Annotated in this window: 8 protein-coding genes and 1 tRNA gene; 8 read left to right on the forward strand and 1 reads right to left on the reverse strand. The window is 67.0% G+C overall.

The features are described from left to right. Positions 1–415 (forward strand): IS66 family transposase (locus Amac_RS40940; RefSeq protein ID WP_155359819.1); only part of this gene is annotated, 415 nt, incomplete at its 5' end. Positions 416–737: 322 nt separating this feature from the next. Here Amac_RS40940 and Amac_RS40945 read toward each other — a convergent pair. Then, positions 738–1,388 (reverse strand): DUF2238 domain-containing protein, encoded by a 651-nt coding sequence (locus tag Amac_RS40945; protein WP_155359820.1) that lies wholly within the window; start codon positions 1,386–1,388, stop codon positions 738–740. Positions 1,389–1,783: 395 nt separating this feature from the next. Between Amac_RS40945 and Amac_RS40950 the strand changes: the two genes are divergently transcribed. From Amac_RS40950 to Amac_RS40980, 7 genes are all read left to right on the forward strand, one after another. Further along, complete coding sequence (locus tag Amac_RS40950) at positions 1,784–2,431, forward strand: SIMPL domain-containing protein (protein WP_155359868.1); 648 nt, start codon at positions 1,784–1,786, stop codon at positions 2,429–2,431. A gap of 421 nt (positions 2,432–2,852) precedes the next feature. Next, positions 2,853–2,921: transfer RNA gene (locus Amac_RS40955), tRNA-Ser, on the forward strand. 115 nt (positions 2,922–3,036) lie between these two features. Beyond that, positions 3,037–4,617 (forward strand): TROVE domain-containing protein, encoded by a 1,581-nt coding sequence (locus tag Amac_RS40960; protein WP_155359821.1) that lies wholly within the window; start codon positions 3,037–3,039, stop codon positions 4,615–4,617. 838 nt (positions 4,618–5,455) lie between these two features. Then, positions 5,456–6,382, forward strand: coding sequence for a fimbrial biogenesis chaperone (locus Amac_RS40965; protein WP_155359822.1), 927 nt, complete (start codon positions 5,456–5,458; stop codon positions 6,380–6,382). Continuing rightward, on the forward strand, positions 6,375–15,359 hold the full coding sequence (locus tag Amac_RS40970; protein ID WP_246269038.1) for a DUF7927 domain-containing protein: 8,985 nt from the start codon (positions 6,375–6,377) through the stop codon (positions 15,357–15,359). Before Amac_RS40965 ends, Amac_RS40970 begins: the two co-directional genes overlap by 8 nt. A gap of 151 nt (positions 15,360–15,510) precedes the next feature. Then, positions 15,511–16,023: a hypothetical protein gene (locus Amac_RS40975; RefSeq protein WP_218041593.1), complete on the forward strand. Its 513-nt coding sequence runs from the start codon at positions 15,511–15,513 to the stop codon at positions 16,021–16,023. Between the two features lie 168 nt (positions 16,024–16,191). Next, positions 16,192–16,791, forward strand: coding sequence for a DUF11 domain-containing protein (locus Amac_RS40980; protein WP_170322917.1), 600 nt, complete (start codon positions 16,192–16,194; stop codon positions 16,789–16,791). Positions 16,792–16,973 lie beyond the last annotated feature (182 nt).

Raw genomic sequence — 16,973 nt, forward strand, 5'->3', positions numbered from 1 at the left:
GGGCGAGGACGCCATCGACACAGGCGTCAAAGATGAGCTGATCCGGCTGTTCAAGCACGGGGTCCGCGTCGGCCTGTCCGAGGTTCCCCGCATCCCCGGACCCGCCAAAACCGTCACCCAGCCCGTCGGCCGGGTGCTGCTGGAAGTGCTGCGCGACCGTGAGGACGACGTCCTGCGTTTCGCCCATGACCTGCGGATTCCTCCGACGAACAACCAGGCCGAACGCGATGTCCGACCAGCCAAAACCCAGCAGAAGATCTCCGGGCGGCTTCGATCGGAGACGGCGACCGGCAACCGGTACGCCATCCGCGGCTACCTGTCCACCGCCGCCAAACACGGCACCGACGTCATCTCCGCGATCCGCGACGCCCTGCTCGGCAGACCCTGGATGCCGCCGGACCCAGCCACCGCCTAACCCACGGGCACGTTTGGTAACCACTCACGCCCGACGACCATCACCCACCGCGATCACATCACACTGGAATGCGTCGGGCCTGAATGAATACGAACCATACCTTATGGAATAAATCGGTCACAATATGCAACTCGTGGATATGTTCTCCTATCTATTCATATTTGAGCCGATCCTTTTGGGTGCTGGAGAACTTAGCGTGACCGAATTGGAGCTATTCGTCAGATCGATCCTGCTAACGCGGTACTCACAGCGACCCTGGGCGGGCATGGACAACGCCGGGCGACTGCATCCCGGAAGGGACGCGACGAGGGCGTGGAGTCGCCTACGGGACGGCAGGCTCGTGGGGTGGGGTGGTGGTCAGGCGGGTGATCTGTCGGTCGTGCAGGCGACTGAACAGTGTGATCGAGACGGTCGCGCCGATGAGGGCGCAGAACATGTCCCACTGGGTGTCCCACCGGTCGCCTTGTACGGCGAGGAAGGCGTCGGCTGCTTCACCTACGGCGATTGCCGTCCACCATTCCAGCATCTCGAAGAAGGCGCTGAAAGCCAGGCAGGCGCTGACGGTCAGCACATTCAGCCACGCACCCCTGCGCAGCGGGGATGTCCTGACCAACAGTTCGCGGACCAGGATGGCGGGGACGAAGCCCTGCATCAGGTGACCGAGGCGGTCGTAGGGATTGCGGGACAGATCCAGCGTGTCCTGGAGCCAAAACCCGAACGGAACCTCAGCGTAGGTGTAGTGGCCGCCCACGATCAGCACCAGCGCGTGTACGGCGAGCAGGCAGCACAGCAGTGAAGTAAGAAGGAATCGCCCCCACAACACCGCCACCAGCGGCACCCCGATGATCACCCAGATGGTCTCCAGGATCCAGGTGAACCGGTCGTGGGGCGATATCCCGGAGACGGCCAGCGCCAGAACCACGACGACGGCCAACACCAGGGGCAGCCGCCGGGCGGCGGGATCAGCGGGCATGCAGGACACTCCACGACGTTCGGCGGCAGGACGGGACGACTCGAAGGACTATGTTCCACTCCCGTTTGACATGCCGTGTGATCTGGTTGGATCACGAGTTTCCAGATCTTCCGAGCCATGTTTTCGCAGGTCAGCTAATTTCTGGAAGCCTGTGAATTCCTTAGATCGTTCGACCGCTGCGGGGAGACGTTATCCGCCCCGCCGCGATGGCCGCGGAAGATGAGACGCTGCCGCGTCGCGAACAGGTCCATGGCCTGCGGGTAGGCCTGGACGAAGGCCACTCCTCGAGCCGGGCGGATCTGCGATCGGGTCCGCTGATGATCGGTGGAATTGAGACATTCTGCTGACTTCCTAGGACAGGATCGGGTCAATAACCCTCACCGATGGAGACTTCGATGTGGCAAGACCTACAGATCAATGCACCCTGGGGCGTAAGCGCATACGGAGCGGCAAGCGTTAAGGCAGCGCCTGACCTGGTGCGAATCTTGCTGGGCGTCGAACGGATCGAACCTTCCCCGGCAGCGGCCTTCGAGGCCGGCCAGGCCAACGTGGCCGGACTGCGCAGGGTCCTACGCAGTCACGAGATCCCCGACGCGGCAGTATCCGCTTCGCGGCTGCGGCTGACCAGCGCATGGGAGGGCTACGACGCGAATCGCAAGTTCCTCGGATACAAATGCGTGGCCTCGTTCACGATCGAAACCGCCAACCTTGATGGGCTCCAGCAGTTGCTGATCGACGTGGTGGGCGCGGGAGTCAACCGGGTCGACGAAGTCGATTTCGACGTTCGCGCCAAGGCAGAACTACGAGCGCAGGCCCGGCGGGCGGCTGTTCAAGCCGCCCGGGCCAAGGCACAGTTGTACGCCGAGGCAGCCGGTGTCCAGCTCGGTCAGATCGTGCACATCCAAGATGTCGACCCGGAATCACTGGGCAACCAGCGCTACCGCGGACATGGCTCAGGCGGCAGCAGCGCAGCAGAAGATTTCGCCCCTGGCCACGTAGTCGTCTCTGCCGCTGTGGTACTCGGTTTCTCGCTGGCCTCTTAACTAACAGAGTGAGCAGGTCGTCGGTATCCGACGCGGTTCACGCCGGGCCGCACCGGTGCCACGAGTGGCAGAAGGCGGTATGACCGAGCCGGCGGCTCCGGTGAGGAGTCGCAGCCCCTCCAAAGTGCGGCGCAATATTCAGATGTGATGTCGCAGGGAACCGGATAACGTAGGAAGTGCTTCAGGCGCAAAGTTCCGGTTGCTTCTTTCTGCCAAAGAGAAACCCGGTGCCGGAGCACTCGAACCATGCAACAGTCGCGGTAGCGAACAACTTCATATGCATCTCTCCGGTGCGTCGTCAACGGTTACTTCTTCACGCCCCCTCGGGTAGATCCGAATTTCGGGTCTGGCCGAGGGGCGTGAAGAACCCAGACAACCGTTGGCACTCCGATCTCGGAGAGGCACAATCTCAGAAGCGTGCCCGGTGCGTAGGCAACGGTTCCTTCGATTCGAATTCGAGTGGTCGTAGGTTCAAATCCTACCGCCCGGCCCTCCCGCCGGACGTAGCTCAGTTTGGTAGAGCGCTTTGTGTCCGTCGCCGCCTTGATCTCGGGCACGACTTCTGAACATTGGGCCTCTCCCCGTTTTAAGGAAGGGGCCCTTTCATGGCAAAGTTCAATTCCGGGAAGACGCAGGCGGCCGTGTTCAGTCCGGTCGCCACGGAAGTCAATCCGAGCGGCCTCACCCACGAGGGCGCGCCCGGATACGTACGTGACGCCAAGGGCGAGCTCTTCCTTCTCGCGATTTCGAACATGGTCGGCGAGGACACCTTCTACGAGAAGGCGGGCGCCCGGGACGAGCGGTTCCGCGCGCTGGTTCACCAGGTTGCCGTGGAGGACGTGGATTGGATGTCGCGGTTCCTGCCGTGGCTGCGTGGCACGGCGAACATGCGGTCCGCGCCGGTGGTCGCCGCGCTGGAGTCGGTGCGGGCGCGCCTGGCAGCCGGTCTGCACGGGGGTAACCGGGAGCTGGTCGCCGGTGTGCTTCAGCGGGCGGACGAGCCGGGTGAGGCGCTCGCTTACTGGACGTCCCGCTATGGCCGTACCATCCCGAAGCCGGTAAAGCGCGGCGTCGCCGACGCGGTGCGGCGGCTCTACACGGAGCGGAACCTGGCGAAGTACGACAGCGACTCCAAGGGTTTCCGGTTCGGTGACGTCGTCGATCTGGTGCACCCGGCTCCGCACGCCGACAAGGTGAGCTGGCAGGGTGAGCTGTTCGCGCACGCGCTCGACCGCCGGCACGGCCGTGACAAGCCGATTCCGGAGGCGCTGCGCATGCTCCGGGCCCGTGCCGAGCTGCTCGCTCTGCCGGTGGGGGAGCGGCGGGCGGTGCTCGCGGAGCCGGAGCGGCTCGCGGCGGCGGGTATCACCTGGGAGGCGCTGGCGGGCTGGCTGCAGGGCCCGATGGACGCTGAGGCGTGGGCCGCGATCATTCCGTCCATGGGGTATATGGCCAGCTTGCGTAACCTCCGCAACTTCGACGAGGCGGGTATCAGCGACGAGGTCGCCGACGCGGTGATCGCGAAGCTGGCCGACCCGGATGAGGTGGCGCGGTCGCGGCAGCTGCCGTTCCGGTTCTACTCGGCCTACCAGGCGGCTCCGTCGCTGCGCTGGGGTCACGCGCTGGACAAGGCGCTGTCGCTGGCCACCCAGAACGTGCCGACGTTCGGCGGGCGGACGCTCGTGCTGGTGGACACGTCCGGGTCGATGAGCAGTGGCACGATCTCGGCCAGGTCGACGGTGACTCCGGTCCAGGCGGCGGCGCTGTTCGGTGTCACGCTGGCGGCGAGGGGCGAGCGGGTGGATCTGTGCGGGTTCGCCGACGGCGTGTTCCTGCACAAGATCAACGCGGGTGCGTCCGTGCTCAAGGAAGTCGGCAGGTTCTGCGGTCGGATCGGCGAGGTGGGGCACGGCACCCAGATCGCCGAGTCGATCCGCCGCACCTACCAGGGCCACGACCGCGTCGTGATCCTGTCCGACATGCAGACCATGAGCGGGTACGGCGGCAATGTCACCGAAGCCGTTCCGAAGCACATCCCGATGTACGGTTTCAACCTGCAGGGTTACCGCCACGCGGCGATGCCCACGGGTATGGCCAACAGGCACGAGTTCGGTGGAATGTCGGACGCGACCTTCAAGCTCATCCCGCTGCTGGAGCGGGGAAATTCGGCCGGCTGGCCGTTCTAGGTTAATGGGAACGCCGTCGTGGGCGTTCCCATTAACGCCTTCATGTGCGGTGGATGCGCTTTCGGCGTAGCGAGATCAAGGTGAGCAGAGATCCTGCCAGGATAATCAAGATTCCGCCTGATATCAGAATCGTGAGGCCATGTGTGCCGGTGAAGGGCAGCAGGCCGGATCCAGATGATCGCGAATCAGCAGGACCGCCGTGCGGTGAGTCTGGATCATGGCGGGACGCGCCGCCCCCGAGTGATCGACGATCAGGGTCGCCACCTGCGGACGAAGGGTCACGTGAGGTCGAGTCGCCGTCAGCGGGCGAAAGGTCGTCTGAGGTCGAATCGTCACCAGTGGGGGAAAGGTCGCGTGCGGTCGAATCGGCGCGGTCGGGTGAAGAATCACGCGAATCGCGGCCGGTTGGTGGAGGGCCTGGCGAGGGTGAAGCGCCGCCAGGTGGGAGGACGCGTACCGAGACCTCTGTGGAAGTTGAGAAGGATTCCTGCCCGCTGTCCGGTCCGTCCGCAGAGGCATGCGCCATGGGCGCCCAGAACAGCAGCACCATTCCCAAACCAACCGCCGAAGATATCCTCCACCCACCCATTATTCCCCCAAATAAACGTTTGCGATCCATCAGCGGAGAATTCGTTTTCCAGGTGGATTTACCCAGTTAGTGGTAGATGTCACAGTCGGCGCGGAATCCCCACGCCCGATCCACGGCCTTAGAGTGAAAAGTTCCCGCCCCCATACCCTTTCGAGACACACCAAAGGGAATCCACGACCGCACCCGAGCAAGCCTCTTGGTGATCAAATAGCTACGTTCTAGAGCTGATCACTCTCTGGAGCGTCTAATTTGAACCGCACCATTCGATGTGCCGGGCGCTGGCTGGCGATGGGCGGCGCACTGTGCCTCCTCTGGGCCGAGGCCCCAGCTCTCGCCCACACACCACCTCAGCCGAACTTCTCCCTGCAGGTGAGCCCCACCCGCCTGGTCATCCCAGCGGGGACGACCACCACCGCCCAGCGTTTCCAGCTCACCAACAAGGGCCGGTCGGCGTTCGACATCACCGTCGAGAAGGCCGACTTCATCGCGGGCGAGAACGGCGCGCTGAACTTCCAGCCGAACGCGCCCTACGCGGCCGCCGCCTGGGCGACCGTCGAGCCGGCGAACTTCCGGATGGCCGCGGGCACGACCCGGACGGTGACCGTACGGGTCAAGATGCCCCCCGACCCCGAACCGGGCGACCACCAGTTCGCGCTGATCTTCAAAGTCCCCGCCGCCCAGGACGCGTCGAACATCAGAATCAACCGCGGCATCGCCACCCCGGTCTTCGTTACCGTCCCCGGGCCCGTCGACAGTTCGGTCGAGATCGCGGGACTCCAGGCGCAGGAGTTCGTGCTGGGCGGCCCCGTGCCCCTCACCGCGAGGATTCGCAGCGTCGGCACCGTACACCGGGATTTCCGCTCTTCCTCCCGCCTGCACGCCCAGGCCGGCGGATCCGCCGTGGCGTTCCCCGACTTCACCGTGGTGCGCGGCGCGATCCGCGAGGTGGCCACCCAATGGGATCCCCCGCTGATGTGCGTCTGCCATGTCACCCTGTCCGCCGATGGTTCCGCCCGCACGGTGCGGATCGTCGTGCTCCCGCTGCACCTGCTGGGCATCGGCTTGGCCGTCCTGCTGGCCGCGCTCCTGCTCGCCTGGTTCGTACGGCGCCGCTACCGGGCCCGGGTGCTCGCCGCCGCGATCGCCCTAAACGGGACTGACGACAGACGTGCCTAGGTATCGCCTCCGCCGTCTGGCCGCCCAGGCGCTCACCGTGAGTCTGCTCGCGACCCTTGCCGACCTGCCGCCCCGCTTCGCGTACGCGGCGGGAACCACGCTGTTCAACCAGCCGTTCAAGACCAACACGGTCAACGCCGCCGACCCGGTGTCGCTGCCCGCCCTGCCCGCAGGTCAGAGCGGCACGAATACGGCCTGCCTGACCGCGACCGGGAACAACGGTTCCGGCCTGCACAGCTGCACGACCAACACCGACGCGAACGGGCTGGGCACGCTCCGCCTCACCGGCAACTCGACGACCCAGGAGGGTGGCCTCTTCGGCGCGATCAGCGTGCCGACCTCGGAGGGCCTGGACGTGACGTTCAACGCCTACCAGTACGGCGGCACCTCCGCCGACGGGCTCACGTTCGTGGTCGCGGCAGTGGATCCCGCCAACCCCCTGTCCCCGGCCAATATCGGCCGCAGCGGCGGCTCGCTGGGCTACTCGTCGTACGCGGGCGGCCCCGGCCTGGCCAACGCCTACCTCGGCTTCGGCTTCGACGTATACGGAAATTTCAGCAACAGCGTCTACCAAGGGAGCGGTTGCACCAATCCCGCGTACATCAACACAACGGGCGGCAGGGTGCCGGGCCAGGTGGTCGTACGAGGCCCGGGAGCGGGCACGGTCGGCTACTGCGCGATCAACAGCACCGCGACCACCACCAGCTCCCCGGCGGTCGCCCTGCACGGCACCACCCGGGCCACCTCCCAGGTGCCCGTCGAGATCGTCATCAACCCGACCGCGTCCAGCATCGTCACCGCCTCGGGCCTCACCGTCGCCTCCGGCACGTACAAGGTGGTGTTCACACCCGTAGGCGGGAGCGCCAAGACGCTGGACGGCGCTCTCCCCGTCGTCCCGTCCTCCCTCTATCCGTCCTCCAACTGGACCACCCCCGCCGGCATTCCCCGCCAGCTCGCGTTCGGCTGGGTGGCCTCGACGGGCGCCCTCACCGACTTCCACGAGATCGACAACGCCAAGGTGGTCAGCTTCAACCCCGTCCCCGAGCTCACCGTCGCCCAGACGAGCTACAACGGATCGTCCCCGCAGCCGGGCGACCCGGTGACCTACACGGTCGTCGCCGGGGTGGACGCCTCCGGCGCGAACGAGACGTCCCCGATCTCGGTGACCGAGACGCTGCCGACGGGAGTCGTGCCGGTGGGCGCGTTCGGGAGCGGCTGGACGTGCCAGGCCCCGTCCGGGCAGAAGATCACCTGTACCAACAGTTCCACCCCGTTCGCCGCCGGGACGACCCTGCCCTCCATCACCGTGGTCGGCATCGTCACCGGCAGCAGCGTCACGCCCTCGCTGATCCAGTCCTCCTCGATCGCCGTCGCATCCTCCAACGACGCCAACCCCGCCATCGCGCAGACGACGACCGCCGGGACGATTCCGGCAACCCCTTCCGGCATCACCGTCACCCCCGCCACCAGCACGATCGCGGGCGGGATCGCCGTCACGGTCGGCGGCTCCAACATCACCGGCGCGACCGCCATCGAGATCGGCACCGTGGCCGAGCAGCACGCGGGCACGCCCGTCACCCTGCTGCCCTGCGCCTCCGGGCCCGCGGCGGGATGTTTCACCGTCAACCCCAACGGCACGCTGAACATCTCCTCGATGCCGGCCCGCGCTTCGGCGGACACGGTGACGGTGACGGTGGTGACACGGGGGGTCGCGGGAGCCGCGAACTACGTCTACACCGACAAGCCCGCCACCCCGGCCGCTCCCACGGCGACGGCGGGCGTCACCAGCGCCACCGTGAACTGGGTGGCTCCCAGCAGTCACGGCAGCCCGATCACCGGCTACATCGTGACGCCCTACCTTGGCGGGGTCGCGCAGACACCGCAGTCCTTCGACGCCTCCACGACCACCCGGACCCTGACCGGCCTGACGGCGGGCGGCTCTTACACCTTCACCGTGGCGGCCGTCAACGCCATCGGCACGAGCACGGCGAGCGCGCAGTCGAACGCCGTCGTCCCTTACACCGTGCCGGGCCGGCCGACCATCACCGCCGCCGTCGCCGGGGACTCCTCGGCCACCCTGACCTGGACGGCTCCGGCCAACGGCAGCAGTCCGATCACCTCGTACGTGGTCACGCCCTACATCGGCGCGGTGGCCCAGCCGACGCGGACCTTCTCCGGCACCGCCACGACCGAGACCGTCACCGGCCTGACCCCCGGAACCGCGTACACCTTCACGGTGACAGCCGTGAACCTGGCCGGTCCGGGCCCTGCCTCGCTGCCCTCCGGCGCGGTGACGCCCAACGCCAATCCGACGCTGACCTTTCCCCCGCCGCCGGGCGGGCAGGTGGGCGTGTCCTACAGCGACCAGTTGACCTTTTCTGGAGGTACGGCACCTTTCGTGTGGTCGGTGAGTTCGGGTACGCTACCGCCCGGCCTCACGCTGAACTCGGCGACAGGGCTGCTTTCCGGCACTCCGACGACCGCCGGGAGCTACCCCTTCACGGTCAAGATCACCGACTCCGGCAACCAGACCGACACGAGAGCGGTGACGCTCGTCGTCGTCGCCAGCCCGACGCTGAACTTTCCCGCGCCGCCGGGCGGGCAGGTGGGCGTGCCGTACAACGATCAGCTGACCGTTTCGGGGGGCACGGCGCCGTTCGCGTGGTCGGTGAGTTCGGGCACCTTGCCGCCCGGCCTGACGCTGAACTCGGCGACGGGATTGCTGTCGGGCACGCCCACGACCGCCGGGAGTTACCCCTTCACGGTCAGGGTCACCGATGCCAACAACCAGAGCGACACCAAGGCGGTCACCCTGGTCGTCGGGGTCGGTCCGCTGATCATCACCAAGACGGCCGACAAGACGGCGGCCGCGGCGGGCGCGACCGTCAACTACACGATCACGGTCAACAACACCGGGCCGAGCACGTTCACGGGGGTGACCTTCACCGATCCGCTGACGGGCGTGCTGGACGACGCCACCTACAACGCCAACGTGGCCGCCACGCAGGGTTCGGCCGCGTACAACAACCCGAACGTGACCTGGACGGGCACCCTCGCCCCGGGCGCGGTCGCCACCATCACCTACTCCGTGACGGTGAAATCCGGGGGAGACGGCACGCTCGCCAACACGGTCACCTCGCCCACGCTCGGGGCCAACTGCACCTCCGGCAGCACCGACTCCCGCTGCCGGGCGAGCGTGGGCCTGCTCGAACTGACCATCGTGAAGACGTCGAACCCGGCGACGGCGTCCCCGGGTGACACCGTCGGTTACACCATCACGGTCACCAACACCGGCGGCGCCGCCTACCCGGCGGCGAGCTTCTCCGACCCGCTGTCCGGCGTGCTCGACGACGCGACCTACAACGCCGACGCCGCCGCCACCTCGGGTACGGCCTCCTACAGCGCCCCCGTCCTCAGCTGGAACGGAAACCTGTCGGCGGGCGCGTCCGCGATCATCACCTACTCGGTCACGGTCCGATCCCCGGATCCAGGCGACAAGAGCCTGACCAACACGGTGACCAGCGCGGGCAGCAATTGCCCCACTGACCCGCGTTGCACCAGAACCGTCCCCGTGCGCGTCCCTCAGCTGACGCTCACGAGCGCGGTGGATTCCAGCACCACGGTCCCGACGGGTGTGGTGCGGTACACGGTGACGGCGACGAACTCGGGTGAGGTGGCGTATTCGGGGGCGGGTTTCACGTTCTCGCTGGCGGGGGCGCTGGGGAAGGCGACCTATAACAATGACGCGGTGGCGAGTTCGGGGGGTCTGACGTTCGACGCCGGGTCGCTGACGTGGTCGGGTGCGCTGGCGGTGGGGGCGACGGTGACCGTGACGGCCTCGGTGACCGTCAACGATCCGGCGAGCGGGAGTTTGACCAGTTTGATCACGTCGACGACGGCGGGGAACAACTGCCCGGCGGGTAGCGGCGATCCGGCCTGTGTCACGACGGTCGAAATCCTTGTTCCGCAGCTGACGATCGAGAAGACGGCGGATGCCGCGACGGCTGAGCCGGGTGATGTCGTGGCTTATACGGTGACGGTCACCAACTCGGGGCAGACGCCGTACACAGGGGCGGCTTTCACCGACTCGCTCACCGGGGTGCTGACCGACGCCGTCTACAACAACGACGCGGCGGCCACCAGCGGCACAGTCGACTACAGCGCGCCTACCCTGACCTGGACCGGCGACCTGGGCATCGGCGCGGTCGCGACCATCACCTACACGGTGACCATCCGCGACCCCTATCCAGGTGATGCGTTCATTTCCAACACGGTGACCTCCACCACGCCCGGCAACACCTGCCCGGCCGGGAGCAGCGACAGCCGGTGCACGGCTTCCGTCACGGTTCAGGTCCCGGCCCTCACCCTCACCAAAAGGGCAGGCACCTCGACGGTCACGGAAGGCGGCACCGTCGAATACACCGTCACGGTCGCCAACACCGGACAGGTCCCCTACACCGGAGCGAGTTTCACCGACGCGCTGGCCGGGGTGCTGGACGACGCCACGTACAACAACGACGCGGCGGCCACCAGCGGCACGGTCGACTACAACGCGCCCACGCTCACCTGGACCGGCAACCTGGCCGTCGGAGCCAGCGCGACCATCACCTACACCGTGACCGTCCGCGCTCCGGATCCGGGCAACGGGCTGCTCACCAACACCCTCACCTCGACCGCGCGGGGCAACAACTGCCAGGCGGGAAGCACCGACACCCGCTGCCGGACCACGGTCAGACTGTCCCGGCTGATCCTGACGCAGAGCTTCGCCGAACCCACCGCCACCCCTGACTCGGTGGTACGGCTCAACGCCACCTTCACCAACACCGGGCAGACGCCGTACACCGGAATCAGCGTCTTCGCCGCGAGCAGTGACGTTCTGGACGACGCCGCCCCCCTGGGCGACCAGGTCGCCAGCACGGGCACGCTCACCCTGGGGCCCACCGGCATCACCTGGGTCGGGAACCTCCCGGTCGGCGGCGTCGTCACCGTCACCGGCGGCCTCATCGTGAAGGATCCGGACCCGGGGAACAAGATCCTCACCGGCACGCTCGTCTCCGCCGCCCCGGGGAACAACTGCCCCAGCGGCGGCGCCGACCCCCGCTGCACCGCCCGGCTGGACGTCCTGCAGCCAGAGTTGACCATCAGCAAGGCCGCGGACACGGCCACACAGGTTCCCGGAGGGACCATCAACTACACGGTGACCGTGGAGAACACGGGGGAGACGCCGTACATCGGGGCTGTGACCAGGGACGACCTGTCGGGGCTGCTCGACGACGCCACGTACGACGGCAACGCGAGCGCCACCGTCGGCTCCCTCGACTTCACCAGCCCGATCCTGACCTGGACCGGCGACCTGCCGGTGGGCGGCACCGCCGTCATCACCTACAGCGCCACCGTGAGCAACCCCGATCCCGGCAACAAGCTGGTGTTCAACACGGTCAGCTCCGACGCGGTCGGCAGCACCTGCCCGCCGGGACAGGGCAACCCGGCCTGCTCGGCGAGCGTCACCGTCCTCACACCGGCGCTCACCATCGTCAAGACCGCGGACCAGGAGACGGTGGTGGACGGCGAGACCATCACCTACACCCTCAAGGTCACCAACAGCGGGCAGACCGCCTACACCGCCGCCAACCTCTCCGACGACCTGTCCGGCATTCTCGACGACGCCGTCTACAACGGCGACGCCGCCGCGGACGTGGGCACGGTCGGCTACACGGCTCCCACGCTGACCTGGAGCGGGAACCTGGCGGTCGGTGCGGTCGCGACCATTACCTACACCGTTACCGTCGACAACCCCGACCTCGGTGACGAGAGCCTCGTGAACACGGCCGTCTCCACCACTCCGGGCAGCAACTGCCCGTCGGGATCGTCCGATTCCCGCTGTACGGTGACCGTCGCCGTTGCCACCGCGACCGATCTGACCTTCCGCAAAACCTCCGACGTGACCTCGGCAGTTCCGGGCGGCGTCGTCAGCTACACGATCACCGTCACCAACTCCGCGGCCACGCCCTACCTCGGCGCGACGTTCACCGACCCGCTGACCAGCGTGCTCGACGACGCCGGCTACAACAACGACGCGGCCGCCGGCGCGGGAACCGTGGGCTACACCGCGCCCGACCTCACCTGGACCGGCAACGTCCCGGCCAGCGGGTCGGTCACGATCACCTACTCGGTGACCGTGAAAACCGGCGGGAACGGGATCCTGACCAACGCGCTCACCTCGACGTCGCCACAGAGCAACTGCCCGGCGGCCGGCGACGACCCGCGCTGTACGGAGACCGTCACCGTCTCCGACCTGACCATCGACAACAACGCGAACGTCACGACCACCACGCCAGGCGGAGTGATCGAGTTCACCAGCACGTTCACCAACACCGGCCAGACCCCGTACACGGGAATCAGCGTCTCCTACAACGGCGACGACCTGTTCGACGACGTCCTCCCCAACGGGGACGAGACGGTCACCTCCGGGACCTTGTCGATCAGTCCCACCGGACTGGTGTGGACGGGCAACATCGCGGTCGGCGCCACGGTCACGCTGTCCTCCTCCTTCACCGTCAAGAACCCTGACGACGGCAACCGGGACGTCGTCCTCGCCTCGATCTCCGACACGCCCGGCAGCAACTGCCCGACCGGGAACTCCGATCCGCGGTGTTCCGCCAGCGTGCAGGTCCTGATCCCCGCGCTCACGATCACCAAGGCCGCCGGCGCGCCGACGACGGTTCCCGGCGGAACGGTCGCGTACACGGTCACCCTCCAGAACACCGGGGAGACGCCGTACACCGGGATCAGCGTGACCGACCAGCTCGCGGGCGTGCTCGACGACGCGGTCTACAACGCCGACGCCACCGCGACCGCCGGGAACGTCTCGTTCGCCAGTCAGGTCCTCACCTGGACCGGCGACATCGCCGTCGGCGCGACGGTGACGATCAACTACTCGGTCACGGTCCGCAATCCGGACCCCGGGGACAAAATCATGATCAACGTGATCTCCTCAACGGCCGTCGGGAACAACTGCCCCGATTCGGCCTGCACGGTCACGGTCGCCGTCCTGACGCCCGCGCTGACCATCGTGAAGAACGCGAACACCGCCACGACGGCGCCAGGCGGCACCGTGGGCTACACGATTACGGTGACCAACACCGGGCAGACCTCCTACCCGGCGGCGACGCTGACCGACTCGCTCGCCGGCGTGCTGGACGACGCCGTTTACACCGGCGACGCCGCCGCGACGACCGGAGCCGTCTCCCCCTCCGGTTCCGACCTCAGCTGGACTGGCGCGCTCGCCCCCGGCGGCTCGTCGACCATCACCTACTCGGTGACCGTGCGGTCGCCGGACCCGGGCGACAAACGCCTGATCAACACGGTGTCCTCGACCAGCGCGGGCAGCAACTGCCCGTCTGGTGGCTCCGACCATCGCTGCACGCGCACCGTGCCGGTCTCCACCCTGTCCCTGACGAGTACGGCGGATACCACCACGGCGATTCCGACAGGTGTGGTGCGGTACACGGTGACGGCGACGAACTCGGGCGAGGTGCCGTATTCGGGGGCGAGTTTCGCATTCTCGCTGGCGGAGGCGTTGGCGAAGGCGACCTACAACAACGACGCGGTGGCGAGTTCGGGGGGTTTGACGTTCGACGAGGACGGGCTGGTGACGTGGTCGGGCGCGCTGGGAGCAGGCGAGACGATGACCGCGACGGCATCGGTGACGGTCGACGATCCGGCGAGCGGGAGTTTGACCAGTTCGGTCACCTCTACGACGGCGGGGAACAACTGTCCGGAAGGCAGTGATGATCCGGCGTGTGTCACGACGGTCGAGATCCTCGTGCCGCAGCTCACGATCGTCAAGACGGCGGATGTGGCGACGGCTGAGCCGGGTGATGTCGTGGCTTATACGGTGACGGTCACCAATTCGGGGGAGACGCCGTACACAGGGGCGGCTTTCACCGACTCGCTCACGGGTGTGCTCGAGGACGCGGTCTACAACAACGACGCGGCCACCAACGTCGGCGCTGTCGACTACACCAGTCCCAACCTGACCTGGACGGGAGACCTGGACATCGGCGCCGCCGCCACGATCACCTACACCGTCACCATCCGCGACCCCTATCCAGGTGACGCGTTCATCTCCAACACGGTGACCTCCACCACGCCCGGCAACACCTGCCCGGCCGCGTGTACGGCTACGGTCACGGTCCTGGTCCCCGCGCTCACGATCATCAAGACGGCGGACGTCGGGACAATCGTGGCGGGCGGCACCGTCGAATACACGGTGACGGTAGCCAACACCGGACAAGCCCCTTATACCGGGGCCAGTTTCACCGACCCGCTGGGCGGGGTGCTGGACGACGCCACGTACAACAACGACGCGGCGGCCACCAGCGGCGCGGTCGACTACAACGCGCCCACGCTCACCTGGACCGGTGATCTAGCTGTCGGAGCCACCGCGACCATCACCTACAGCGTCACCACCACCAGCCCCAGCGGCGGGAACGCCGTCCTGGTCAACACCGTCAGCTCGGACACCCGGGGGAGCACCTGCCCGGACGAAGGCACCGACCCCCGTTGCGTCAGCACCGTCCCCGTCATCGCGCTGAGCGTCGCGCTGGCCGACCTCACCAGCGGTTTCACCCTGATGGGCGTCCCGGACGCGACCGTACGCGGGGATGACGCCGTGACCATGACCGTGATCACCAACAGCCCCGGCGGCTACAACGTCGCCGTGAGCGCCGCCTCGCCGGAACTCACCGCGCCCGGTATCGCCGCCACGATCCCCATCTCGGCGCTGAGAGTGCGGAAGAGCGGAACGAACCCCTTCAGCCCGCTTTCCAGCACCGAGCCGGTCTCCGTACACGATCAGTCCACCCCGTCGGCACCCCACGGCGACCCGCTGAGCACCGATTATGAGATCGATATCCCATTCGTCTCATCCGGGAATTATTCGGCGAGTCTTGACTACATCACCAGCACACAATGACAGAGATTCCCCATGTAGCGATATGACCGATATCGCCGTCTCAACGTCTTCATAAAAGAAGGTTTGCCCCGCACTCGGTACGGTGATCATCTCGGCTGGGATGAAAACTCTAAGGAGAATCGATATGTCAACAATGCGGAATGCGCGTATTGTGTGCCTTTCTCTGGCGCTGACCGGCGCGCTGACCGTGGGAGCGCTGGAGGCGGTGGTAGCCCCCGCCCTGGCGGACACCGACACGGGGAACACGACGGCCAACATCGAGGTCTCCTCCTCGATCACGCTGACCGACCTCACCGCGTCGTTCACCCTGACGGGATCGCCAGGTCAGACGCCCACCACCGGCGGGACTCCGGTCACCATGGAGGTGACCACCAACAATTTCGCGGGCTACAACGTCACGGTCGCTCCGGCCGCCGCCAACCTCGCCGGGGCGATCGTCGGCAACACCGACGTCATCCCGTCGAACCTCCTTCAGGTCGACGGCCCGGCCCAGGCCGGAACCTTCGCGCCGCTGACCTTCGGCACGCCGCTCGTGGTGGCCAGCAAGGCGTCGGCGTCGGCTGAGGGGGGCGATGCGATCTCCAATGCCTACCGGATGACCATTCCGTTCGTCCGCCCGGATACCTACACCGTCACGCTCAACTACGTCACGAACACTCTTTAAGTCGAAGGCATTCTTCCGGGCCGGTGGATTCTCATCCACCGGCCTATTATTGGCCCGTCCCATTCGCGCACGGCGGGGCCGGTGTGCGAGAGTATTTCTATTCAAAGGTATTGAATAATGGTCTTTCGGGTCAATTGTGTCCGGAGAGCCGGCGCACCGCGCAGGCGCATGTCCCGCGCTCACGTCGCGGCGGCGGTCACGCTGATCGCGGTCCAGTCCGGGATGGGCGCGGCTCACGCGTCCGTGGCGCCTGAGCCCGAGGAGACGCCGCTCCCGCTGAACATCTCCATCGACAACGGGCATACCAGCGTGCGCCAGGGCGACCGGCTCACCTACACGATCAAGATCAGCAACACCGGAGACGCCGAAACCCCGGTCCTGCGGGTGTTCCAGGCCACGGTGCCGGGGCTCGAGGTGCTTTCCACGACGCCCGAGGCCACGGCCTCGGCGAAGCGGATCGAGTGGAGCAAGTCGCTGTCGGCGCGGGAGGAAGCCGAGTTCAGCGTGATCGCCCAGGTGGGACCGCAGGCCCCGCAAATGCAACGGCTGACGGTCGTGGCCTGCGCCTCGAACAAGAGCACCGACCGGCCGGTCGTCTGCGCGGCCCACTCCGACCGCCTGGAGACCTTGGGATTGCCGCTAGAGAGCGAGACGTCCAGCATGGGGCTCTGGTTCACGATCGCGGGAGTCGCGGCGCTGCTCGTGGCTTCGGGGGTGATCGTGGGCCGGCGGCTGCTCCGGCGGAAGACGCCGTCCGAGGTCTCCTGAGGCGGCGTGTCCGGAGAAGCGGCCCTGACCTGCCTGGGGGGCGTGCCGGGAAACAAACGCGGCCCCTGACCTGCCTGGGAGGCGTGTCCGGAAAGACACGCCTGACCAGCCAGAGGGGGCATGTTCGGAAATATGCGCAGGCGGGATGTCCGCGACGATGCGGCCCCTGACCAAGGTGTCAG

The sequence above is a fragment of the Acrocarpospora macrocephala genome (genome assembly GCF_009687865.1).
Taxonomy (GTDB): domain Bacteria; phylum Actinomycetota; class Actinomycetes; order Streptosporangiales; family Streptosporangiaceae; genus Acrocarpospora; species Acrocarpospora macrocephala.